Annotated in this window: 21 protein-coding genes; 2 read left to right on the top strand and 19 right to left on the bottom strand. The window is 58.4% G+C overall.

Features of this window, described 5'->3' with window-relative positions:
- Nucleotide 1 precedes the first annotated feature (1 nt).
- The 19 genes from ACOAP0_RS12475 to ACOAP0_RS12385 form a co-directional block, all read right to left on the bottom strand.
- A complete protein-coding gene (locus ACOAP0_RS12475; protein WP_498376657.1) occupies nucleotides 2–1,090 on the bottom strand; it encodes a Gfo/Idh/MocA family protein in 1,089 nt (362 codons plus the stop codon).
- Nucleotides 1,087–2,178, bottom strand: coding sequence for a pyridoxal phosphate-dependent aminotransferase (locus tag ACOAP0_RS12470; RefSeq protein WP_498376656.1), 1,092 nt, complete (start codon nucleotides 2,176–2,178; stop codon nucleotides 1,087–1,089). Before ACOAP0_RS12470 ends, ACOAP0_RS12475 begins: the two co-directional genes overlap by 4 nt.
- Complete coding sequence (locus tag ACOAP0_RS12465; protein WP_498391425.1) at nucleotides 2,175–3,143, bottom strand: phosphoglycerate dehydrogenase; 969 nt, start codon at nucleotides 3,141–3,143, stop codon at nucleotides 2,175–2,177. Before ACOAP0_RS12465 ends, ACOAP0_RS12470 begins: the two co-directional genes overlap by 4 nt.
- The gene (locus tag ACOAP0_RS12460) at nucleotides 3,140–4,210 is read right to left on the bottom strand and encodes an AroB-related putative sugar phosphate phospholyase (cyclizing) (RefSeq protein ID WP_498376654.1); all 1,071 of its coding nucleotides are present in this window, start codon (nucleotides 4,208–4,210) and stop codon (nucleotides 3,140–3,142) included. Before ACOAP0_RS12460 ends, ACOAP0_RS12465 begins: the two co-directional genes overlap by 4 nt.
- Nucleotides 4,203–4,943: an SDR family NAD(P)-dependent oxidoreductase gene (locus ACOAP0_RS12455; protein ID WP_498376653.1), complete on the bottom strand. Its 741-nt coding sequence runs from the start codon at nucleotides 4,941–4,943 to the stop codon at nucleotides 4,203–4,205. Before ACOAP0_RS12455 ends, ACOAP0_RS12460 begins: the two co-directional genes overlap by 8 nt.
- Nucleotides 4,936–5,538 (bottom strand): SIS domain-containing protein, encoded by a 603-nt coding sequence (locus ACOAP0_RS12450; protein WP_498376652.1) that lies wholly within the window; start codon nucleotides 5,536–5,538, stop codon nucleotides 4,936–4,938. The genes ACOAP0_RS12455 and ACOAP0_RS12450 overlap by 8 nt, the downstream gene beginning before the upstream one ends.
- On the bottom strand, nucleotides 5,535–6,584 hold the full coding sequence (locus tag ACOAP0_RS12445) for a Gfo/Idh/MocA family protein (protein WP_498376651.1): 1,050 nt from the start codon (nucleotides 6,582–6,584) through the stop codon (nucleotides 5,535–5,537). Before ACOAP0_RS12445 ends, ACOAP0_RS12450 begins: the two co-directional genes overlap by 4 nt.
- Complete coding sequence (locus tag ACOAP0_RS12440; RefSeq protein WP_498376650.1) at nucleotides 6,577–7,425, bottom strand: FkbM family methyltransferase; 849 nt, start codon at nucleotides 7,423–7,425, stop codon at nucleotides 6,577–6,579. Before ACOAP0_RS12440 ends, ACOAP0_RS12445 begins: the two co-directional genes overlap by 8 nt.
- 14 nt (nucleotides 7,426–7,439) lie before the next feature.
- Entirely contained in the window at nucleotides 7,440–9,224 is a 1,785-nt protein-coding gene (locus ACOAP0_RS12435; protein ID WP_498376648.1) for an LIC12162 family transferase, read from the bottom strand.
- Complete coding sequence (hisF, locus tag ACOAP0_RS12430) at nucleotides 9,211–9,993, bottom strand: imidazole glycerol phosphate synthase subunit HisF (RefSeq protein ID WP_498376646.1); 783 nt, start codon at nucleotides 9,991–9,993, stop codon at nucleotides 9,211–9,213. Before hisF ends, ACOAP0_RS12435 begins: the two co-directional genes overlap by 14 nt.
- Entirely contained in the window at nucleotides 9,987–10,625 is a 639-nt protein-coding gene (gene hisH / locus ACOAP0_RS12425; protein WP_498376645.1) for an imidazole glycerol phosphate synthase subunit HisH, read from the bottom strand. Before hisH ends, hisF begins: the two co-directional genes overlap by 7 nt.
- The gene (locus ACOAP0_RS12420) at nucleotides 10,622–11,773 is read right to left on the bottom strand and encodes an N-acetyl sugar amidotransferase (RefSeq protein ID WP_498376644.1); all 1,152 of its coding nucleotides are present in this window, start codon (nucleotides 11,771–11,773) and stop codon (nucleotides 10,622–10,624) included. Before ACOAP0_RS12420 ends, hisH begins: the two co-directional genes overlap by 4 nt.
- A 183-nt stretch (nucleotides 11,774–11,956) precedes the next feature.
- The gene (gene pseI / locus ACOAP0_RS12415) at nucleotides 11,957–13,009 is read right to left on the bottom strand and encodes a pseudaminic acid synthase (RefSeq protein WP_498376643.1); all 1,053 of its coding nucleotides are present in this window, start codon (nucleotides 13,007–13,009) and stop codon (nucleotides 11,957–11,959) included.
- A 2-nt stretch (nucleotides 13,010–13,011) separates the two neighbouring features.
- Nucleotides 13,012–14,541: a UDP-2,4-diacetamido-2,4,6-trideoxy-beta-L-altropyranose hydrolase gene (pseG, locus tag ACOAP0_RS12410; protein WP_498376642.1), complete on the bottom strand. Its 1,530-nt coding sequence runs from the start codon at nucleotides 14,539–14,541 to the stop codon at nucleotides 13,012–13,014.
- Entirely contained in the window at nucleotides 14,531–15,226 is a 696-nt protein-coding gene (gene pseF / locus ACOAP0_RS12405) for a pseudaminic acid cytidylyltransferase (protein WP_498376641.1), read from the bottom strand. Before pseF ends, pseG begins: the two co-directional genes overlap by 11 nt.
- Entirely contained in the window at nucleotides 15,223–16,383 is a 1,161-nt protein-coding gene (gene pseC / locus ACOAP0_RS12400; RefSeq protein WP_498377777.1) for a UDP-4-amino-4,6-dideoxy-N-acetyl-beta-L-altrosamine transaminase, read from the bottom strand. Before pseC ends, pseF begins: the two co-directional genes overlap by 4 nt.
- A gap of 5 nt (nucleotides 16,384–16,388) precedes the next feature.
- Nucleotides 16,389–17,387: a UDP-N-acetylglucosamine 4,6-dehydratase (inverting) gene (gene pseB / locus ACOAP0_RS12395; RefSeq protein ID WP_498376639.1), complete on the bottom strand. Its 999-nt coding sequence runs from the start codon at nucleotides 17,385–17,387 to the stop codon at nucleotides 16,389–16,391.
- 28 nt (nucleotides 17,388–17,415) lie between these two features.
- Entirely contained in the window at nucleotides 17,416–19,194 is a 1,779-nt protein-coding gene (locus ACOAP0_RS12390) for an ABC transporter ATP-binding protein (protein ID WP_498376637.1), read from the bottom strand.
- A 307-nt stretch (nucleotides 19,195–19,501) separates the two neighbouring features.
- Nucleotides 19,502–21,502 (bottom strand): SDR family oxidoreductase, encoded by a 2,001-nt coding sequence (locus tag ACOAP0_RS12385; protein ID WP_498376636.1) that lies wholly within the window; start codon nucleotides 21,500–21,502, stop codon nucleotides 19,502–19,504.
- A 218-nt stretch (nucleotides 21,503–21,720) separates the two neighbouring features.
- Here ACOAP0_RS12385 and ACOAP0_RS12380 point away from each other — a divergent pair, with 218 nt between their 5' ends.
- Nucleotides 21,721–22,329 (top strand): phasin family protein, encoded by a 609-nt coding sequence (locus ACOAP0_RS12380; protein WP_498376635.1) that lies wholly within the window; start codon nucleotides 21,721–21,723, stop codon nucleotides 22,327–22,329.
- Between the two features lie 141 nt (nucleotides 22,330–22,470).
- Nucleotides 22,471–23,679, top strand: a complete 1,209-nt coding sequence (locus tag ACOAP0_RS12375) for a patatin-like phospholipase family protein (protein WP_498376634.1) — start codon at nucleotides 22,471–22,473, stop codon at nucleotides 23,677–23,679.

Raw genomic sequence — 23,679 nt, 5'->3', positions numbered from 1 at the left:
ATCAATCGTCGGCGCTTCGGTACAAGCCCGCCAGCGCCTCGTCCGTGCGCCCTAACCGGGTACTTTCCTCGCCCTCATTGACTTGCACCCACCCGGCACACTCGTCAGAACGGTAAAAGGCATTGAGCAGCTTCATCGACGCCAGCACATCCTCGTACTCGGCAGAAAACGGGGCGCCACCGGACAATGCTGCGACGATTTCGCCGTACATCTGCTGGTGCCCGTTACCGTACACATTGCCGGAAAAGTCTTCCGAGCTGCTGGCGCAGGCGGTGGGCTCGGGGGTATAGATCTGCAACTCGTTGACGGCAATGCCACCAATCTGCGCCAAACCGTTTTCACACACCAGCGACAGGCTGGCTTCGTAGTCCACTGGGCGCGCCGCAGTGGTGATTTCTAGGCTGCCGATGGCACCGCTGCCAAACTCAAACACGGCGGTCGCCGTGTCTTCCACCTCGATTTGCGCACCGAAGGTACGGTGGGTGGAACACACCCGAAGCACCTCACCGCCGAGCTTGCGCAGCAGGTCAATGTGGTGCACCCCTTGGTTGGTCAGGCAACCGCCGTCCATGGCGTAGGTGCCGCGCCAAGGTGCCAGATCGTAATAGCGCTGCGGACGGCACCAGCGTACACGCACCGCGGCCGAACGCAGGGCACCGAGCTCGCCGTCGCGCAAGCCGCGCAGCACGCGCTGCACAGCCAGATTGTGGCGGTTCTGGAACACCGGGAAGATGCGCACACCGGCCTGCTTTGCCACCGCATAGGCCTGCTGAACTTGGGACGGCTTCATGAAGGTCGGCTTTTCCACGATGACATGCTTGCCATAGCGCTGCATCACTTCCAGCGCATGCTCAAAATGCATGCCCGACGGCGTCACGATGGCCACCGTATTAATGCTAGGATGTTTCCGCAGCATATGGTGGTAGTTGCCGTATGCTGGCACACCGAATTCGTCGCGGTAGACATTGGCTTTTGCAATGTCTAGGTCGCACACCGCCACCAGCTCCGAACCGGCGGTATTGACGATGGACCGGCAATGGTGGCCCGAGATGCGGCCGCAGCCTATGATTCCAACCCGTACATTGCTCACGACAGCTCTCCCAAGACACGCTCGATACGTTCGATGACAGGCGCAAGCACCGTCAGGGGTGCCATGCTGAAGCGGCTGAAGCCGATCAAGCCCGGCACCGAAAAACTCTCCCGGTACAGCACATGGCCGCGCAGCGCGTCATGCACCTGTTTCGCATGGTCGCCAAAGTGCACATGCAGGAAGTTGCCATGGGTCCGCAGCACTCGCAGCCCTAGACGCTCCAGCCGCTGCGCAAATTCGGCCTTGCCGTGCAGCGTGCGCTCTACCGACTGCTGCATGGCCGGTACATGGTCCATCATGCGCTCCATGAATTCGGAGGCCAGCGTGCTGACCTCGTACATGGGCCGCAATTTGTGCAGCAGCGCGGCGGTTTGCGGTTGCGCGACGAGGTAGCCGATGCGCAAGCCGGCCACACCCCATGCCTTGGCGAAAGTCCGGACCACCACCAGGTTGGGGGACTGCGCAACCCACGGCACCGACGTCCACGCATAAAACGGGTAATAGGCCTCGTCGATCAGCAGCACGCTGCCTGCCAGCTCGCATTCACGCATCAACTCTGCAAGCACTTTCGGACTTTGCACGGTTCCGGTGGGGCTATCAGGATTGGGCAGGCAGACCAGCTTGGGGCGCTCGCGGCGAATGGCTGCAAACAGGGCCTGCACATCCAGTTGCGGACCGTCGGCACCGTCCAGATAACCGATCGCATGCGCCTTTGCACCAAACATCTGGCAGTACACCGGATACATGGCAAATGTCGGGTGGGTGTGCAGCACACTGTCGCCCGTTTCCACAAAGGCCTCGAACGCCAGCCGGATGGCGCCATCACTGCCCGGTGTCAGGAGCAGGCATTGCGGGTCCACGCCCAGCCATTGCCCCAGGCGGCGGTACAACTGCCCCGCCTCCGGGTAGTTGCTGAGCGCCGCCGGTGAAATCTGACCCAGCAGCTTGTGGGTCAGCGCCAGCAACTCGGGGTCCAGGTTTTCGTTTTTGTCCAGCCAGATCGCCCGGGGATTCCGCGGTACGGAGTTCAAGGCGTGCGGACGCACCAAATCCGGGTTGAGCAAAGCCTGGCGAGGCCGTATGGTCATGCCGCTTCTCCAGCCAGCATGCGGCCCGCGGCATCCAGCGGGAAATGCTCGTCCAGCCCGGCGATGGCAGAGCGCCCCATCGCCAGGATGGCTTCGCGCGCACTGCCGCCAATATGCGGAGTTGCCAAGAAATTGGGCAGACTAAGCAATTCGGTATCCTGCGGCGGCTCCTGGGCAAACACGTCGAACGCGGCGGCCAGCAGTTGCCGGTTTTGCAGCATGTGCTTGAGCGCCGCCTCGTCCACCAGCCCGCCACGCGCCAAGTTGATGAGCACCGCGTCGGGCTTCATGAGGGCCAGGCGCTGGGCCGAAATCATCCCCTGCGTGCTGTCGTCCAGCGGAACATGCAGGCTCACGACATCAGAGCGGTGCAGCAGTTCTTCCAACGATGTCGGCATGACCTGATGGTCCCGGTAGAAGTCTGGAAAATCTAGGATATCGTGCGCCAGTACCGTGCAGTCAAAGGTACGCAAAAGTTTGACCAGGTCCTTGCCCACGTGGCCGCAGCCGACCACCCCCACCACGCGGCCGGTCAGCAGCCCCCCGGCAGTCTGCCGCCAAACGCCCGAACGCACCTCTTGGTTCACCACCGGCACGTGGCGCAGCAGCGAGATGGCGAAGGCGATGACCAGTTCGGACACCGAGCGCTTGTTGACACCGCCCGTCCAGCCCAGGCGCTTACCTAAGTGGTGCATGGCGACCTTATCGATCATGTCCAGACCGACGCCATATTTGCCAATGACCTTGAGCCGCGGCAGACGGCCTAGGACTGACGCGTCCACGGTTTCCAGCGCGGTAATGGCCTTGTCGCAATCTGCAAGAAACTCCACCAGGCTGTCGCCGGCCAGGGAGCGACCGGCATCATTGAACTTGACATTCTTATAGCGCGCCAGCAGTTCTGCTCGCAGCACGGGATTGGCGGAAAAGGACCGCGAGCAGACCCCGACCAGGTCAGTTTCATTCATGCCAGTACTTCCTCAAAATAGGCGCGCAGATCCGCGCGGAAGCTGTCATCCGGCGTCACGAAGACACGCTCCACCGTTGCACTTTCGCCAACCGGAAAGATGAGACCCAATTGGTCCGAGGTGTTCTTTTTGTCCTTGCCCAGCGCCAACAGCAGCTTGTCCAGCGGTATCGGCGTGTGCTGGAAGGCTGAGTAGTTTTTCTGAAGCACCGGGTGCATGCGCTCGAAATGCCCGGGGGCCAGCAGCGCGCGCCGCGTGGCCACGAAATTGGCAATATCCATGCCCATGGTCACCGCGATCCCGTGGGGGATGGCATGCCGGGTTGCCGACTCGATGGCGTGACCAAAGCTGTGTCCATAGTTGAAGATGTTGCGGATGCCGCGGTCAAACTCGTCTTCCTCGATGTAGTGCTGCTTGATCAGCAAGGCCTTGCGCACAAACCCCAGCAGCACCTTCTGGTCGGCCAGCAGCGCGTCGTAGTTGGCCGCGATTTCGTCATAGGCGGCAGGCCCCGCGATGGTATGCACCTTGAGCATTTCGCCAATGCCGGATCGCATGTCCCGCTCGTCCAGCGTCTGTAGAAATGCAGTCAGGATCACTACCCGTTGCGGCGGGTTGAAGGTGCCCAGGATGTTCTTGACCTCGCCCAGGTTGATCGAGCTTTTCGAACCTATGCAGGAGTCCGCCTGGGACAGCAATGTGGTCGGGAAAAACTCCCATGGGACACCGCGCAGCAGTGTGCTGGAAATGAAACAGGTGATGTCCTGAACGATGCCGCCGCCGATGGCCACCAGCGTATGCTGTCGGCGCACACCGTTGGCAACCAGTTGCTCTATCACTTTGCCGACCTGCTCGTAGCTTTTGGCGTCTTCCGTGGCATGGATAAGGATGGTGGTGGTGCGCTGCAGCACGGGGGCCAGTTGCTCCCGGTACAGCTTCGCCACCCGGGCGTCGACCAGAAAATGCGTGCCAGCCTTCGCGCTATTGACCAGCACACTCCAGTCATCCGTCAGGAATTCCGCACTGTACATACCCTTGTGCGACTGAATGTGAAGCGGCTCAAACACGGGTGAATCCCCCATCAATCGCTATGTTCTGTCCCGACACATAGGAATTCTGTTCACTGCCCAGCCAGCAGACCAGGCGCGCAATTTCCTCGACCGAAGCCAGCCGCCCCAACGGGACCTGCGCCACCAGATCGCGAATGCCCTGCGCCCCCAGCATGCGCTGCGTGAGCTCGGTATCGGTAAAGCCCGGTGCCACACAGTTGGCTAAAATGCCGTCCGCAGCGACCTCGGCAGCCAGTGCGGCCGTCATCCCGTCCAGCCCAAATTTGCTGGTCGAATACGAAGCCCTGTGCGCCTTGCTGATCTTGCCCCAAATGGAGGAGAGGTTCACGATCCGCCCCCAACGGCGCTGTCGCATGCCGGGCAGCACAGCTTGGCACAGCATCAGCGGCGCCACCACATTGATCTGCTGGATCTGCAGGAAATCCTGCGCGGAAATCTCTTCGAATGGCTGGTTTTTGTTGATGCCAGCGTTGTTTACCAAGACATCCACCTGCAGTGCGCGGACCTGCCTAGCGCAATCCTCAATGGCTTCGATGCGAGAAAAATCGCTGACGATGTATTCATCCAGCCAGTCCACAGCCCCTATCGCAGACGTGCCAACACCGATCAGGAAGTGGCCTGTCTTGCGGTACTCTTGGGCAATGGCCTTGCCTATGCCCCGCGTGGCGCCGGTGACCAGTATCCGTCGGGCTGAGCCTGCTCCTGCGGCGACCGCCAGGCTGTCAATCACTTTTCACCATGCGCATCAGATAGGCGCCCAACAGGTGGTCAAGCACCATGTGCGCGTCCTCAGCGGGGCCGTATTCCTTGGGCGCAGTCGGCACGTGTACACCGTCGTCTGCCATGGCCTTGAGCTTGCCGCCGTCAAAGGCGGTAATGGCCACGGTCTTGATGCTGCGGCTGCGGGCGTATTCAAACGCCTTCACCAGGTTGGGTGAATTGCCGGAGGCGGAGACGCCGATCACCACGTCGCCGGGTCGCGCCAGCACCTGTAGCTGGCGCACGAAAATGTCTTCGTAGCCGAAGTCGTTGCCGATGGCCGTAATGATGGCCTGGTTGTCAGTCAGGCTGACCACGCGAAACGGTTTGTCGTAGGAATTGGTGCCAATCGACAGGTCGTTGGCAAAGTGGCTGGACGTGGCGGCGCTGCCGCCGTTGCCGATGAAATAGACCGTAGCCCCGCTGTCGCGCGCGTCTAGCAGAGTCTGGGCCAGGCGGGCCACTGCGTCAGGGTCTATGCCGCGCAGCACCTCACCCAAGTATTCGAAATAGGAGCGCGTAAACGCCGCGGCGTCGCGCGAGAAGAATCGATCAATGTTGTTCATAGGGTAACTGCGTCGGGGTTGGCGATGGCATACCGCGCTCGCCACTGCGGGTCTGCATAGTAAATCCGGTACACAAGCTTCATTGTATTCAATGCGTCTTCGGAAGATCCACTGCCCACAGGCGATCCCTGCAAGATGCAGTCGGCAAAGCGGTTAATTTCCTCGTCCCACGACGGGTCGCGGTTGTAGCGAGTGAGCTGCTCCATCGGATCGCCATTGTCCTGATCCGGGTCAGCCCGCACCACGGTCAGGGTCTCTGCGCCATAGCTCTTGGAGCCGGACAGGATGCCGCCTAGGATCACGCTACCGCGGTCCAGCGTGATATCTAGATTGAAGCGGTGACGCCACTGCGTTGCAGAGGAATTAAGCATTGCCACGACGCCACCCGAGGATCGCATCAGTGCATAGGCATTGTCTTCCACGTCGTAACCCCAGTGGCCGTTCGAGATGAAGCTGTGCACTTCAGTGAATTCGCCGGCGAAAAGCCGCATCAGGTCCACCATATGGATGCCCTGGTCCAGCAGCACTCCGCCGCCGGCGACTTCGCGGCGCACGCGCCAGTCCGGCTGGTTGAAGGTAATTAGCTTGGACTTGCCATAGACACCACGCAAACTGATGACCTTGCCCATGTCGCCGGACCGCACGATGCGCATCGCCTCAACCACTGAGTCGTGGTAGCGGTGGTTGAAGCCGTACATCAGCTTGAGCCCCGGGCGCGCATGTTCGCAGCGAATGACTCGCTCGATATCGACAACATCGCGACCGGGCGGCTTTTCGCAGAAGACGTGCAACCCGCGCTCCAGTCCGGCGATGGTCACCTCCGCCGCGATGTCATTGGTTAGGCAGACAAAGAGCACATCCAGCTCTTCCTTAAGGATGTCTTGGTAGCTGCAGTAGCTGCGCACGCCGTCAGCCAGCTGCCCATCCCCAGAAAAAACACGATCGCAGACCGCGACCACCTGCATATCCGAACGCTTGCGAATGCAATCATGGCGCCGCTTGCCGACTACACCGTAACCCGCGATTCCCACCCGCAACTTATGCATTGGCAGCCCTGACCCAAATTTGATTGTAAGTAGTCGACGCACTCGATTCCAAGTCGTCGAATTCCGATGCGTGGCGCTTTTCAGTCAGCTTGAAACCCGCATCTTCCAGGTACTGGCGCGCCAGATCGGCCTGCTCGCGGAATTCATCATTGATTTCCACCAGAATTTCCTTGGCAGCCCGCAAGACATAACCGCCGGCACCAAGAATCAGATGCTCAATGCCGTCCACGTCCATCTTGATGTAGTCCGGCTGCAGCACCTTCAACAGCTCGACGGCATCCACCATCGACAGGCCAATGGTCGGCACCTTGAAAACCGGGGCCATCTGTTTGCCATCATGGCCATACGCCTCTTTGAACGTCGACTTGGCACCGCCCCACTCCATGGACGACATGTTCAAGGTGCTGAAGCACAACTGGTCTGCAAGAGGTAAGGGCACGATGGTCACTTGTTCGCAAAGCGCGTTGACATGGACGTTGCGCGCCAGCAATTCCAGATTCAGGACGGACGGCTCAAAGGCGAAAACACGGCAGCCGCGCACTCCGGCGGCATAGCAGGTATAGAGGCCTACGTTCGCACCGATGTCCCACACTACGCTCCCGCGCGGAATACGGTCCAGCCACTCCAGGGTTTCCGGCTCCTTGGTAAGAAACGTCTCGGAACGGTATCTATTTGTAGAGTTCGGCACATGAAAGCGCAGCCCTTGCGCTCCAGGGGCGACTTGAACCCGTTGCATTGCAACTTGGGCAAATAGAGGATAAACATATATCCCAATAAAGGTCTCGGACATGCCGCGAAACAATTTGATAATTAGATTTTTCAGTGCAAGTTTGAAATTCATGGCATCTATCCTAGTTATTGTTCCGCCCCGAAAACTTTGATAATATTTGAGCTGGCTTGGCTAGGCTCGCTGCAGAAGCGATTTGAAAACATTTGAACAGCAGACTGCACTTCGACACTATCCCACCACCCTGCAACGTCGTACCACACTCTAGACACATGTCGCGCCGCACTCTCGGGTGACTCATGAAGAATCCCAACTGACCTAAGGGCAGTAAACTCCGGCTCAGCACAACCGCGTAGACGGCTGACAGAGTGGTCCCAGAACATAACACACGGCTTATTTGAGACCAGCGCTTCGATTAAGCCGGTTGAATTGTAGGTATAGATTAGCAGCCGCGCATCAAGCATCAACTGGCCCATGCTTCGGCTACCCCGGTCTATTCGCACCATCGCAAAGCGATCGCGCCACCTCGATTCTTGAAACCAACCATGCTCGCGCGGTGTTAGCCTAACCAAGAGTTCATCGCGCGCGCCCCCCTCTAGCGCTTCGGCGAAGCTCAAGCAGTTATCTAGGTACCCTGATAGCATTACCATGGCTTCTGAATCTAGGCGATGGGTATATCTTGGGTAGTCATAGCAGACCAGAACCAAATCTGTTTGTTTGCCTTTGCGCCCCGCCCGCACAAGTTGGCGCTTGAAATATCCAACAGGTGCAAATTTTTGCTTCGGCGATTCAGACCACCCCCAAGTCAAATATCTATCCGCAATTGAACGCTCATGTTCCTCTGCCCAACTAAATGCACCAACGCCATACAACCCGCCGTGCTGACCATATAAAAGTCGAGCACCTTTTTCCACTTGGCTGGCGGTGTACTCCATCACAACCTCGTCGCCCCAGAGCGCATTACTGGTAAAAATGGAACTCGGAGCAACCGGCCAAGGCATTTGCTGGACGACCGATTGCAAAGCCGCATACCCTTCGCAAAACACAGTAGGCAATTGCTGATGAAACATCGAAACTAGGAAACCTTCGAATTGGTTTTCTGCTGCAAAACTCACTTGCCATCCTCGCCACCCTTCTTCCGGAGCAACAACAGGCGAAGTCGGCGACTGCCAGCGCGTCGGAAACTGGCCTAAACACAATTGAATCCCCACAAGACGCTCAAGCGGCACATAGGTAGAAATCATGAAGTGGTCTTGACGCCGCCCAAGCATACGCCCAACAAACTTGACGAGGTTCAGAGCAAAAGCACCGCGCCTAGAAGGCGGCATTGATTGAGCACATACTGTATCTGGAGCCAGGTTTTGTTGCATGCGCTTTTGCGCGCCACTGAGATAACGCAGCATTGAAGAGAAAAGAAATCCATTCCATGCGTCTCCAGCCACACGATCGTGAAAATCGTTCATGTGCCGCGGCACATGATCTAGGGACTCAAAACTTCCTGCGGCTACATCACTGACATTCCATTTCGTTAACGCAGTCGACAGTACAGTCCAGCGCTCGAATGCCACATGTAAAAATGTGGCTAGCCACGGCCCGACAAGAATTTGCCAGTACCTGACATCATGCTGGCACGCATGCAACCGGTTCAGGCACTCAGCTAGCGCCGGCAGCAGACGGTCGTAAAGCCCCCTCAGGTAAGCGTAGTCTTGGCTGAAGCGCGAAAAGTCGTGCCATGGATGCGGCACGGTGGCCGCATCCATGGCCTGCCAGACCGCCCGGCGGGAATACAGCTTGCACCATTCGCCCAGGAATAGCACCGCCCCCGTGTCCGGCCAGAAGCGTTCGTCGGCGGTCAGCACCAGTACGCGCGGCGTGCCAGCCTCGCCCTGTGCCGGGCCGTCAGCTGGCTGCATGGGCCACGAAAGTGCGACGCACCGGCACTCCGGCCTCGGCCAGCGCCGCCTTGGCGCCAGCCGGCGTCATTTCGGTAAAATGGAAAATGCTGGCCGCCGCCACGGCTGCGGCACCAGCCTGCACCACCGCGTCCACCATGTGCTGGTAGTTGCCAGCACCGCCGGAAGCGATGACCGGGATCTTCACCGCTTGCGCAACGGCCGCCACCAGCGCCAAGTCGTAGCCCCGCATGCTGCCGTCCAAGTCTATCGAAGTCACCAAGATTTCTCCCGCGCCGCGGTCTTCCAGCTCGCGCGCCCAGGCCACGACGTCCCGACCGGTGGGTTGGGTGCCAGCATGGCTGAAGCAATCCCAGCCACCGCCCGCGCGGGGCCGCACGTCGATGCTGGCAACTACGCACTGCACCCCATGCCGACGGGCGATATCAGACACTAATTCGGGGCGGGCATAGGCTGCAGTGTTGAGGCTGACCTTGTCGGCGCCCACCCGCAGCAGGCGCTGCACCTGCTCAATATGAGTGATTCCGCCTCCCACGGTCAGGGGTACGAAACAGTCCTGGCCGAATTCATGGATGGACTCGTAGTCAGGCTCCTCGCCGCGGCCATGGGCCAGAATGTCCACCAACACCAGTTCGTCAACTTCACGCTGGTTGTAGACCTTGATCGCCGGCAATACCGGCCCGACCCTGCGCCAGCTATTAAAGCCCACGCCCTTGACCAAGCCGAAATGTTTCCACAGCAGAGTGGGGATGACCCGCACCTTCAACATTCTTGCCCCGATATGAAATTGCGTAGCACACGGTATCCCGCACGCGAGCTTTTCTCTGGGTGGAACTGTGTGCCCCAGATATGGTCGCGGCGAACCACGGCAGTGACGGGCACGCCATAGTCCGTGCTGGCCACCCCATGCAGGGGGTCTGCCGGAACAAAGGCATAGCTGTGCACGAAATAGAAATCGGTCCGCTCCGGGAGGCCCGCCAGCAAGGGTACATCCTTGGCGCCGCGCCGGATTTCGTTCCAGCCCACGTGCGGCACCCGCAGCGCACACCCCAAGCTGCGCAGGTGCACCACCCGGCCAGGAACAAAGCCCAGGCCAGGCGTCTCGCCGCCATCGACCATGCCCTCTGTGCTGGCATCCGCCAGCAATTGCATGCCGACGCACACGCCCAGCAGGCGGCGCTGCTTGCCCAGCACCTCGTCATGCAAGGCAGAGACCCAGCCCCCCTCCTGTAGCAGCCGCGCGCAGTCGGCAAAGTTGCCCACGCCGGGAAGGATCAGGCAGTCGGCGGTATGCAGCTCCGTGGCCCGCTCGATCAGCACAGGTGTCACCCTCAATTCTTCAAGGGTCCGCAGCATGGAACCAAGATTTCCAACGCCGTAGTCGACGACCCCTACCCTCATGGGTTGTCGCTATTGATCTTGGTCAGGTTGCCGTCGCGGTCACGCAGTAATGCGCCGCTGGCGTCGCGCTGAAAGATCTTCTTGTTGGTGAAGCGATCACAGATCTTGATGAACTCGTCCACCGTGATGTCCAACGGGCGCAGCGTCTCTGCCAAGGGTTTGCCCAAATACTCCCACGGAAACTTTCCATCGAGACGTTTGACAATTTCAAGCCCCATGTCACGCGAAAGCCGACCCCGACGAATGTGCAGACAGGCATGGTCGGTCGCACGGCCAAAGCCGAACTTGATGAACTTGAAGTACTCGTGTATGGCCGTCTGGTAGTTGTCCAGGTTTTCATAGTTGACCATAGAACCCAAGGTGGTCGTGGGCGACACTTCAAAACCATAGGCCTGGGCGATCAGCGCGTTTGACATGCCGTCCCAAGGTACGTAGTGGCCTAGAAATAGACCGGTCACTCCCACACGCTTTAGTTCACTATCGTCCGGGTAGATATAGGGAATCAAGTCCCTGCGGGTAATTCCCTCAAAACCTATGAGATCGGCGACCCGCAAACCCAGCAGGCCGCCGAACTCCTCCAGCCAACGTCGGTCCAGAACGTTGTTATCCGCCGCTGCAGCAGGGCCACCATATTCATTCTGTGAATTTTCACCCCAGATAATTAAGGGCACATTGAACTGCACGGCGGCCCGAACCGGTATCGTGAAGATACCCACATGCTCAGGCCAAGAAATGTCACCGACCTGAAGCAAACCGACTCGATTGAGCTTGGCCCGCACCAACGGATTGGGCGACATTTCGATACAGTCCACACCGAGGCGTTTGATGTTTTCAATGTTGCGCCGTCCGACATCCGTCAGGTCGCAAGTCGACGCAGTGACGCACAGCGGATTCATGCCCAACTTCAACACCTGCACCACTTGGAAGGTGCTGTCCTTTCCTCCCGACACCGGAACGATGCAGTCCCAGTTGGAAGAGTCCGCACTCCGATAGCGCTGCAGAATACCCTCGAGTTCTGTACGTCGCGCAACCCAGTCCACTTCCTTGCGGGAGGCAAAACTGCGGCAGGCATTGCAAACCCCCTCTTCGTCTAGGTGCAGATCCGGCTTTGTGGAGGGCATGACGCATTTTTTGCAGTAAGTCAGCATTTCGGTATTCTTTCAATTCATGCACACGCGATATCGCAACAATCCAGCGCGCCCTGAGGGGAAACACTGTTTTGAGCCGCGCAGCCAAACTATTCGAAGTATTATTGCAGGCTTTGCAGATTCAATAATCGAACGGCTGCTAGATAAGCGCCAGATGACGCACTGGCAAACATATCTTTGGCGCTAACCCAGCAGGTCCCAAGCTAGAGCAGTTCCCCGAACAACATCACGATTCAAGCGACGCCCCAGCACCTGCGTCAGATACTTGGGTGGCAGGCCAAACCCCGGGCGTATGGCGCGCACGTGGTCTGGCATCAGAACTGTCCCTGCCTTTAAGTCGTGCACCAGATACAAGGACCGACGGAACTGCAGAGATTTCTTTTCCACATCGGTCGGCCCGTAGGAAACATCTCCCAAGGACTGCCACGCGCGCTCAGTCTCCAGGACCAGTTGCGCCATTTCGGCGGGCTCCATCGAGAAGGCGCTGTCCACGCCGCCTTCGGCACGGCTCAGGGTGAAGTGCTTTTCTATGACTGTGGCCCCCAGTGCGACACTTGCAACCGATACGCCAACCCCCATGGTGTGGTCGGACAGCCCAACCTCGCAGCCGAACAGCTCGCGCAAGTGGGGGATGGTCAATATGTTGGTATTGCTCGCAGTGGCGGGATACGTGCTGGTGCACTTCAGCAAGATGAGGTCCTTGCAACCCGCATCGCGGGCAGCCCGCACGGTTTCATCCAACTCGGCAACGGTGGCCATGCCCGTGGAAATGATCAGCGGTTTACCGGTGGCCGCGACGCGGCGGATCAGGGGCAAATCCGTGTTTTCAAACGAGGCGATCTTGTAGCAAGGGACATTCAGACTTTCCAGAAAGTCGACCGCGGTATCGTCAAATGGCGTGCTGAACGGGATCATGCCCAGCGCGACGGCGCGGTCGAAAATAGGTTTGTGCCACTCCCAGGGGGTATAGGCCTGACCATACAGCTTGTACAGCGACGTTCCCTTCCACAGGCTTTTGGCATCGTCGATATGAAATTCTCTTTCGTCCAGATCCAGCGTCATGGTGTCCGGCGTATAAGTCTGGATTTTCAGACCATGCGCCCCCGCCTGAGCCGCGGCGTCCACGATTTCAAGGGCGCGCTCTAAGGACTGATTGTGGTTTCCTGACATCTCCGCGATGACAAATGGAGGCCAAGCCTTACCGATCAACCGTCCGGCAATTGAAATATTCTTCATGGTCAACTGATTGCTTTAGTGAATTGTGCTTGTTCAAACGCATACCCCGTGCGCGCAAATAGGCGCATAGATCTTTCATTGTCCCCCAAGACAAGCGCCTTTAGCTGCCGAACGCCACGGACATGGCGCACCAGCCATGTTTCGGACCTAAGCAATAGATCCCCACCCCAGCCCTGACCCTGCATTTCCGGCGTTAGGTAGATGGACACCTCGGCCACCCCGTCCAGCACATCGAAACGCACGACCCCCAAGGCACGACCAAGGAGCTCGCCAACCAACAGATACCGGTCCGGCGACGAAAGAACGGCAGCAAACCAAGCCTGGTGATCTGACCAAGAAATCACATCCGGTTTGCGCGAGACACTCCGGATCTCTGGCGCGTTTCGCCAAGCGAAGAGATGGCTGGAGTCATCCTCCGACGCCCGCCGCATTCTGATCTGAGCAGCCATCAGGCCATTGGCAACCCGCGAGACTCCATTCCCGTCGACGAGGGCGGCGGCGGCGCTCGACAATGCTCGCAACAGGCTAGGATTACCCAGCAAGGCACGCACGTGCCAGGACAGCTCCTCCACGCTACCGTGCGCCAGTGCAGGGGCGTAGACCACGCCCCGGTTCGCAAGGTTGAGGACTTGTTCCTCCTGGTTCTTGGTCGTGGGAATGAGTAAAGCGGGAAGGCCGACGCAGCAGCGCTCCCACACTGCAACGCCACCTGCTCCAATGGCCAGATCCGCCTCGGACATCAACGGGCCCATCCGATCCGTTTGGACATGACAATCCCATCCCCCATTCGAACAGAGCGCCTGAATCTGCTGCAGGAACGGATGCTGCTTGCCGATGACCACATCCACGGCCACGCCGGACAAATCCAGACGGCACAGCGCGTCCAGCACACGACCCGTGTGATTTTCTCGATCCATGCCGCCAAAAAATACGAGCACGCGCTTCACCGGCTCGGAACGGCGGCTCCTGTCGCTTCGGTTCGCGCGAAACTCGCTGCGCAGTAGCGCATACCCTGGCCCCAGCAACAAGCGACAATGCACCGGCACAAGCCCCTGATACCGCGCCGCAGCGTCCTCGTGGAAGTTCTGGTCTATCAGCACGTCGCAATCGTGAACACGGTCCGCGATATCGTCGATGGCCACAATTTTTTGCACGAACGGGCGCATAGTCTGCTCCCAAGTCGCGTCTAGCGCGTAATGGTCCACGATCAGCCAGTCCCAAGATGCTCCTTCCAGTGCATCGCGGGACTGGGCGGCATCCACATGCTGCGTGGTTCCCAACCATGCGGCGTGCGCCAGCTGGCCCGACGGAGCAGGGTCCTCGGCAAACCCGATCGGAGTGAATCCCAGTCCGCGGTCCTGCAGCATGGCCACCAAGTACTGCGGCAAGTGCCGCGAAACAAAGTGCACCACTGCGCCGCGCTGGCACAAGGCGTCCGCCAGCGTGAGGCAGCGCATGAAATGACCCGTTCCAATCTGGGAGGAAGCGTCCACCCGGATGGCCACCCGGCAAGCATTGACTTCAGCGTTCATGACCCAGGATCTGGGGGGCCAAGATTTCCGCGCGCAGCCAATCGTCGACCGTGTCGATGTCCTGCACCCGCCAGCGCGGCACCATCAGCGGGGCCGAGTGGTGGTCAAAGATGCGCAGCGCGCCCAGCCAGGCCGACGTTCTACCCCAATAGAACTGGCCAGCGTCATGCAGCGCCTCCGGCAGGTCCTGCGACCGGGTACTGAAGAGGTTCGGGAAGAACATCTCCACGCCTCCGGACGGGGCGCGCTGAAAGGACCGATGGATAGGCGCGGCGTAGGTAGTAGCAGAAAACGCATACGCCCACGCCCCCGACTCCAGCAGCGCCAGGCCCGCACGCAAATCGGAAATATGCACAAAGGGTGCAGTGGCATAGAGGCAGCACACCAGTTCCGGGGATATCCCCTGGTCGATAAACCATCGGACAGCATGCGCAATCACCGGCGTTGTCCCGGCATGGTCATCCGAAATCTCCGGCGGACGCATGAAGGGGACTTCTGCCCCCCATTGCCTTGCCACCTCAGCGATTTCCAGGTCGTCCGTGGACACCACTACACGGTCAAACAACCCGGACTTCCGTGCTGCCTGGATCGACCAGGCGATCATGGGTTTGCCGCAAAAGGACTTGATGTTCTTGCGGGGGATGCGCTTGCTGCCGCCACGGGCAGGAATGACGGCAAGCCTCATCGGCGCAATGCCTTGCCCAGCGCGGCGACCACATGGTCCTGCATGGACTCCGTGAGTCCGGGGTACAGCGGCAGGCTGATGGCCGTTGCGTAATACAGCTCCGCGTTGGGGCAATAGCCTTTCACAAAGTCGCGCTTAGCGTAATAGGGCTGGGTATATACCGGTATGTAATGCAGATTCACCCCGACACCGTCGGCCCGCAGAGATTCGAAGACCTCGCGATGCGACCGGACAATTCGGTCCAGATCAAGGCGCACCACATACAGATGCAAGCCCGAGTACGACGCCGGCAGCTGCCAGGGCGTGACTACCGGCAAATCCTTCAGCAAACGCTCGTAGCGCACCACCAGGCGGTGTCGCTGGTTGACAAAGGCATCCAGCCGGCGCATCTGGCTCAGTCCCAGCGCGGCCTGCAGATCGGTCAGGCGGTAGTTGTAGCCCAGCTCGATCTGCTGGTAATACCAAGGCCCCTCGGGGGCATGCGTCATGTCCTGCGCATCCCGCGTGATGCCGTGGCTGCGCAGCAAATGCATGCGCCGGTTCAACGAGGCGTCGTTGGTGACGGCCATGCCACCTTCGGCGGTGGTAATGATCTTGACCGGGTGGAAGCTGAAGACCGTGATGTCGCTATAGCGGCAGGACCCGATCGGCACATCCTGGTAGCGCCCCCCGATCGCATGCGAAGCGTCTTCAATGATCCGGAAGCCATACTGCTTCCCCAGCGCATGGATGGCCTGCATATCACAAGACTGGCCACACAAATGCACAGGGATCACCACCTTGGGCAAGCGGCCCGCGGTTTTCGCTGCAGCCAGCTTCTCGGCCAGCCGTTGCGGGCACAGGTTGTAGGTCCGCGGGTCGATGTCGACAAAATCGATATCCGCCCCGCAATACAGTGCGCAGTTGGCACTCGCCACGAAAGTGATGGGGCTGGTCCATACCAGGTCACCGGGCCCGACATCCAGTGCCAGGCACGCAATGTGCAACGCGCTCGTGGCGCTGTTGACTGCCACCGCGTGCCGGACACCGCAGTAGCGGGAAACCGCCTCTTCAAAAGAGGGGACAGCTTGCCCCTGCGTCAAGAAATCAGACCGCAATACCTCGGTGACGGCGTCAATGTCCGCCTGATCCACATCCTGACGACCATAAGGGATCATGGACTTCAAATCTTTCCAATTTTTTCGCGGTTGGAGGCAATCCACGCGCGCAATGTCTCCGGGCTCATCCATTCGGGATTGTTGTCAGACGAGTACGTGAAGTCGGGGGCCACCAGTTGGCCATCGCCAATGCGCACCGGATCTTGACTCCAGTTGTTTATGGCAGGGAGTATCTTGAAATGCTGACGGTATTCGTAGGTGTGCGGCGCATCCTCTGAACCTATCATCTGCTCGTGCAGCTTTTCACCGGGGCGAATGCCAACAATTTCCTGGCGCGCATCCGGGGCCACGGCGATGGCCACGTCGGTCATGCGCATGGAAGGAATCTTCTTAACGTAGATCTCGCCCCCTACCATGTCTTCGAACGCATGCCACACTAGATCGACGCCCTCCTCCAGAGTAATCATAAAGCGGGTCATCCGTTCGTCGGTGATGGGCAGCACGCCCCTTTCCGCCAGCGTCAGAAAAAAGGGGATCACCGACCCCCGCGAGCCCATAACGTTGCCGTAGCGTACCACCGCAAACCGCGTGTCTCCTTCTCCGGAATAGGAGTTGCCGGCAATGAAAAGCTTATCCGAAGTCAACTTGGTGGCCCCATACAGATTGGCAGGGCTGCTGGCCTTGTCCGTGGACAAGGCCACGACGCGCTTGACGCCCTGGTCAATGCAGGCATCAATCAGGTTCATGGCGCCAAAAACGTTTGTCTTGACACATTCGAAAGGGTTGTATTCTGCAGTGGGAACGATCTTGGTAGCTGCAGCATGCACCACATAATCAACACCATGAAGCGCGCGTGCAAGCCGCTCTTTGTCACGCACATCACCGATGAAGAAACGCACCCGGCTGTCGTTGCCATACAGCTTGGCCATTTCCCACTGCTTCATTTCGTCGCGCGAGTAAATCACCAATCTGCGTGGATTGAATTTTGCGAGCGTCAGCGGCACGAAGGTATGCCCGAAGGAACCGGTGCCGCCCGTGATCAGAATGGAGGAATTGTTCAGCATTATTGATGGATTCAAAAGAAGTTCGTGTTTATGCGACCTGGGCGATGGTACTTTCATAGCTCCCCACCTGGACCTCCCCGGTCGCACCGAGCTTCACCACGCAGGTGCAGTTTTTCAAGGTGGTCAGTCGGTGGGCGATGATGAAAATCGTCAAGTTATCGCCCAGCGATTCGATGGCCTGCATCACGGCTCGCTCGGTTTCATTGTCTAGCGCGCTGGTTGCTTCGTCAAAGACGATCACGTCTGCCTGCTTATATAGGGCGCGCGCAATCCCAATGCGCTGACGCTGCCCTCCGGACAGACGCACGCCGCGCTCGCCGACCTTGGTCTTGTATTGCTGTGGCCAGCTTTCTATCACCTGCGCGATTTGTGCCCTGCGGGCCGCGTCCTTCACGCGCTCCATCTCGATGTGCTCCGGCGACACACCGAAGGCAATATTTTCGGCGATCGACGTATCCGCAAGAAAGATGGACTGCGGCACATGCGCAATATGCGCCTGCCAAGACCGCAGATTGGACGGGGTGATCTGCACGCCGTCCACGGCAAAGATACCTTCGGTGGGCTGCAGCAAACCCATGACTATGTCCAGCAGCGTGCTCTTTCCACTTCCTGTTGCACCGATAAAGCCAACCCGACTGCCTTTGTCAACACTGAGGGTCAGATCGCGCAGCACGAGAGGTGTGTCGGCGGAGTAGCGAAAAGACAACTTGTCTATGCTCAGTCCCTGGTTGAAAGGAATGGGCGCAGGTGCGGGCTGGTCAGCATAGTCTGGTAGGGGCTGGTCCAACAAGCTCAGTGCGTCCTGCAACGATGCCTGTCCCGCCCGCATGGCGGTCAAGCTGCCATAAGCCTGCTGCAGAATGGGCAGCATCCGCTGAGCCCCCAGCGCTAAGGCACCCAGCACCGGGATGGCTACGGCCATACCACCGGGCTCACGGGCCATGCCATATGCCAGCGCGGAAATCAGTAGCATGCCCAGCGCCTCAATGCCGAAACGCGGAAAGTTGCCAAGAAATTGGTTACTGCCTTGGGCGCGACGCAACTGCAGATCGGCCGCACGGTAGGTCGAGCAATAGACCGACTGCGTGCCATCGATCAACACATCGCGGATACCGCCCAAGCCTTCCTGCAGGGATTTGATGACCTGCACGGACTCCCGCGCAATGCCTTCACTGTTGTGCGCCAGCTGTTTGCGCGTTAGTTTTACGACCACAATATAGATCGCACCAAATCCGCCAAACGCGGTGAGCGCAATACTGGGATTGACGGACAGCAGCGCCATCAGGATGGCCACCAGCATTACACCGGCACTGACAATCATCAGCACCGGAAATAGCACACTGTTGATGACATCGTTGGCCTTGGCGGATATGCCAGCTATCACTTCGCTACTGTTGCGACTGACATGCACGGCGTAAGGCTGGTAGAGCGTACGGCGGTAAATTTCAATGCTCAGGTCGGCGCCGGTGGCAAATGACAGCCGGGTCGTAGCCCATAAAAGTAGAAGACGCATAGCACCTGCCAGCAGTGCCGCGATGGCAAAAGCGATGGTGGCAGGCAAAAGCAACTGCCCCGGAGCTGTGATTCCAAACCAGAGAATGATGGGTTGCGCCACAGGATGCGCGAACACGCGCTCAGGGGCGGTGAGCATCCCCAAAAAGGGCAGAACAGAGCCAATACTTAATATCTCGGCAAAGGATGCCAGCACCATCAGCACCAGCAGCAGTCCCAATTGCTTACGGCGCCGGCCAGTAATGTGGCGCCACAGGCGCGTTAAAAGAATGTCGATCGACTGGATTTCCTGCATTTACAAGCACCTTTGCGGTCGATTGTAGACACATGCGACATGCTCAGTGCATTCCGAACTAACCGAATTGGACAATGAAAGTAGCTTCGTCGAGCCGGTCAACACTCTATGCTCAACTAGTTTTGAAGGATCCCTATCCAAATCGGCTGATCTCATGCCTGCTCTATGACTGAGTCTCCGCGCTTTAGACAAACCGAGATCTCCCACACGGCCTTACAACAAAAAAGAAGGAAGGTCTGTTGGGAGTTTCAGGGGAAGGTAGAACAAAGGCACCCGACTTTCCGAGTCCCTGAGCGGCTCATTCAGCTCAGAAATGAATCCCCCGCATCATCTGCTGCATCGCAATCGCCTCCGGCGACAATTTGGCCTTCTCACCCGGCTTGGCACCCTTGGCCGCGGAGGAATCTGGGAACATGCGGAAGCTGGTGTTCATGGCGATCTGGGCGATGCGGGGCACCAGGGCATGCATCACCTGCCCGGTAATGCCCAAGCGTGTGGCGATTCGCACAGGTTTGCTGATGCAAGCGTCAGCTACCATGTCAGCTGCTTGCTCGGGTGACAGCGTGGGCACGTTGTTATAGATGTTGGTAGGCGCAATCATGGGGGTTCGCACCAAAGGCATGTTGATAGTGGTGAAGCTGATGCCTTGATCTGCGAACTCACTGGATGCGCAACGCGTCCAAGCGTCCAAAGCGGCTTTGGATGCCACATAGGCGCTAAAGCGAGGCGCATTGGTCAGAACACCAATCGAGCTGATGTTCACGATGTGCCCTTTTTTCTTGGCGACCATACCCGGCAACAAGCCCATGGTCACGCGCAAGCAACCGAAGTAATTGAGCTGCATAGTGCGCTCAAAGTCGTGAAAACGGTCGTAACTAGACTCGATAGCGCGGCGGATGGAGCGGCCCGCGTTGTTGATCAGGAAGTCCACGCCCCCATGGTTCTCGATCAGGACTTTGACGAACCGGTCGCAGTCCGCCATGTCGGCAATATCCGCCGGGTAGGCCACAAAGCTGTAGCCCTTTGACTTGGCCTCCTTACAGGCCTCTTCCAGCTTTTCCTGGTCCCGACCACAAATGATCGTAGTCGCGCCAGCCTCGGCAAACTTGTGCGCAGCTGCCAAACCGATGCCCGATGAGCCCCCAGTCACCAACACCACTTTGCCGCCCACGGTTCCGCGCAGGGAACGGTCGATATGCAGGTCGGGGTCCAAGTGGCGCTCCCAATAATCCCACAAACGCCATGCGTAGTCTTTCAAGTTGGGGCATTCAACGCCCGAACCCTTCAACATCGCCAAAGAATCACGGCAGTCAAAGCGTGTGGGGTAGTTGATAAAGGTGAGCATGTCTTCCGGCAGGCTCAGGTCCTTCATGATCGCGTTCCGAACCCGACGTACAGGCGCGAGTCCCATCAGACTCTTTGTCACGCTGCGTGGAATGAATCCCAAGAGGGCGGCATTCACAAAGATATTCATCTTTGGGGCATGGGCCGCTTTGCTGAAGATGTCCAGTACGTCGCCTACCCGGTAGCCCACCGGATCCACCAAGTGGTAGCACTGCTTGGCAATGCCCTGCTTGTGGCTGATAACGTTCAAAGCATCAACGACAAAATCTACGGGGACGATGTTGACCCGCCCTCCTTCCAAACCAATGGACGGCATCCATGGCGGAAGCAACTGCCGCATGCGCTGAATCAGTTTGAAAAAGTAATACGGCCCATCAATCTTGTCCATTTCACCGGTCTGGCTGTCGCCGACCACCATGGCCGGGCGGTACACCGACCAAGGAACCTTGCATTCCTTGCGAACAATCTTCTCGCTTTCATGCTTGGTCATAAAGTAGGGGTGTTCGTAGTTCTCGGCCTCATCGAACATATCTTCACGAAACACACCTTCATACAGGCCCGCTGCAGCAATTGACGATACGTGATGGAAATGGCCGGCATCTATGGCCTTGGCAAATTCCACGGTATTCCGGGTTCCTTCGACGTTGACGGCAATTTGCGACTCTTCGTCAGCCTCCAAGTCATACACCGCGGCAAGGTGATAGAAGTGGTCAACCTGTCCTTTGAGGGCTTTGATGGCGTCGGCACTAACGCCCAGCTTCTTGCCCGTCAGATCACCGAATACCGGGACAACCCGCCCCGCCGATTTGGCGTCGGACACCGCCCAGAACTCACGCAGGTCGGCGACTTTATCTTCGCTTTCTTTGCGAATCAGGAAATGCACTGTCGCACCCTTGCGCTGCAACAATTTTTTCACCAGACGTTTGCCGATAAACCCTGTAGCCCCTGTGACGAAATACCGCATACATGCTCCTGTTAATCGAATAATTCTGACGGTTTTTGGCGCTGCGGATTTCATCGTAAACCCGCGAAGTCTTTCGTATGACTGCGCGATTGTGGAACGCTTTCAGCGTTTTCCTTAGTGGCGCCCACCTACACAGACTGCATGACAGGCCTTAGAGTAAGCATCAAGCCGGTGCAGATATGCTTGTGCACCCTGTCACACACTCATCAGGAGTTCTCATGGTCAAGAAAATCCAAAAAAGCAAATCCTCTCCTTCTACCGGCACTCCGTTGTCGTCTTCGGTCAAGGACTCTGCACAACAAATCTGGCAAGCCGGCTTGGGCGCCTTCACCCGGGCACAGGCCGAGGGCAGCAAGGCATTTGAAGCATTGGTCAAGGAAGGCGTAAGCATCCAGCGCAAAACACAAGCCGCGGCCGAAGGCAAGATCAACGAAGCCACAGCCAAAATGTCCACCATGGCCAACGACATCACCAACAAAGCCACCGGTCAGTGGGACAAGTTGGAAAACATCTTTGAAGAACGCGTCGCCAAAGCCCTGAACAAGTTGGGCGTGCCCTCCGCCAAGGACGTGAGCGCTTTGATTGAGCGCATCGAAGAACTCAACAAGACCGTCCAAAAGCTGTCTGCCAAAGCACCTGCGGCAACCAAAACCGCGAAAGCTCCCTCGAAGAAGGCAGCGCCTGCGCCTGTAGCCGTGACCAAAAAGGCACCAGCCAAGAAAGCCACCACTTCCAAACCCGCTGCCAAAAAGGCTGCCAGCAAAAAAACCACGACGAGCAAAGCGCCGGTAGTGCCTGCAGAGGGCAACGCGACTCCACAAAACTGATCGCTCAAAGCGGTAGAACCAGGGCGCAAAGGCGCCCTTTTTTACGTCCGTCGAAACTGCTGCATCGCAGCATGAATACCCTCATCCGAACACTACACTTCCCCCATGAAGGCAGCCCGACAAACAAAGCCCCGAATAGCCATGGCACTCGCTGGTGGCGGTCCTTTGGGGGCCATTTATGAAGTAGGCGCTCTGTGTGCTCTACACGACTCTTTGGCCGGCATGGATTTCAATCATCTGGACCACTACGTAGGCGTTTCTGCTGGCGGCTTTATCGCTGCAGCCCTTGCCAACGGCTTGACGCCCCACCAGCTCTGCGCGTCCTTCATTGAAGGGGATGCGGACTCCAACGACTTCTTTGATCCCGCCTGGCTGATGCAGCCTGCGTATGACGAATGGGCGCGGCGCGGCATCATGTTGCCGGGCCTGCTGGCTTCAGCGGGCTGGGACATGCTGACGCGACGCACTACAGCCATTCGGGCGCTGGAACGGTTGGCCCCCGCATTGCCGACCGGCGTTTTCTCCAACAGCCAAGTGGATACACAACTCTCGAGACTGTTCAGCCAGGACGGCCGCACCAACGATTTCCGCAAACTGGCCTGCAAGCTCACGTTGGTCGCCACCCACTTGGACAGTGCCGAAGCGGTCGCATTCGGAAGCAAGGGATGGGATCACATCCCCATCTCCAAAGCCGTGCAAGCCAGCTCTGCCTTGCCGGGGCTTTTTCCGCCAGTTGCCATTGATGACCAGTATTTCGTGGATGGGGCAATGAAGAAGACCATGCACGCCTCGGTGGCGCTTGACGAAGGGGCAGATCTTTTGATTTGCCTGAATCCCTTGGTGCCCTTCGACGCTACGGCACCCCAATACAAACGGATCATGCAAGCCGGCATTCCCGCAGAAAAGCGAAACATCCCTCGGATCGTGGATGGCGGATTGCCGGCTGTATTGAGTCAGACTTTCCGCTCCATGATCCACTCTCGCATGGCGCTGGGCATGAAACACTATGCCCATGCTTACCCCGACACCGACATCGTTTTGATCGAGCCGGACCATCGGGACCCGGAGCTGTATCTGGCAAACACTTTCAGCTACGCCCAACGCAGGCAACTCGCCGAGCACGCGTACCAGCAAACCCGCCAACTGCTTCGCTCTCGAAAAACCGGCTTGTCCGCGCAACTGCACCGCCATGGCATTCGCTTGCGGCATGATGTGCTGGACGACCCCAAGCGCCACCTGTGCGCCCCGAGGAAATCCCCATCCCGTTTGGGGCAAGCATTGGGTACATTGCAGGACGTTATGGAAGATCTTTCACATGTGGTTCGCCACGAGACACTGCTGAGGCACTGA

This window comes from Curvibacter sp. Hmag1.1, from assembly GCF_059769165.1.
The sequence above is the reverse complement of the archived record's forward strand: the minus strand, read 5'-3'. Positions and strand labels throughout refer to the sequence as shown.